This window comes from Shewanella corallii, from assembly GCF_023349125.1.
Classification (GTDB): Bacteria; Pseudomonadota; Gammaproteobacteria; order Enterobacterales; family Shewanellaceae; genus Shewanella; species Shewanella corallii.
On record NZ_JAKIKT010000034.1, the window covers coordinates 1 to 660 of the forward strand.

Annotated in this window: 1 pseudogene; it reads right to left on the reverse strand. The window is 62.1% G+C overall.

Annotation, left to right across the window (positions count from 1 at the left end):
• Positions 1 to 660, reverse strand: a pseudogene (locus L2725_RS23155) (hypothetical protein); the annotation flags it as partial.

Below are 660 nucleotides of genomic sequence, written 5' to 3' on the forward strand. Positions count from 1 at the left end.
GGCGCATCCACAGCCAACTGCAGGCCGTTATCCAGCATGTCCTGCGTCACGGTGCCGGAGAAGATGACGTTGCCATCCTGGTCGGTCACTTCAATGGTGTCGCCCACGGCGGTGCCTGCCCCCAGCGCCACGGTGATGTTCACCTGACCACTGAGCTCAGCATCATTGATGTAGCCGTCGTTGTTGGCATCTTCGGTAATGGTGACCGTCGGCGCACTTGGCGCGCCGCTGCCTGAGCCGTAATCCAGTGTGGCGTTGTCTGAGCCCTCGGCGCTGTTGCCAGCCGGGTCAGTCACCGTGGCGGTGACCACCAAGTCAGTGCCGGTGGCCGGTGGGTCAATCGTCAGGTTAAGACCGTTATCCAGCATGTCCTGAGTGACCGGGCCGGAGAAGATGACGGTGCCATCCTGGTCGGTCACCACAAGCGTGTCGCCCACGGCAGTGCCTGCCCCCAGGGTGACGGTAATGTCTATCTGGCCATTGAGCTCGGCATCATTGATGTAGCCATCGTTATTGGCATCTTCGGTAATCACCACGGTCGGCGCCGCTGGGGCACCGCTGCCTGAGCCGTAATCCAGCGTGGCATTGTCTGAGCCCTCGGCAGTGTTGCCTGATGGCGTGGTGACGGTGGCCGTGACCACCAGATTGGTGCCGGTGGCA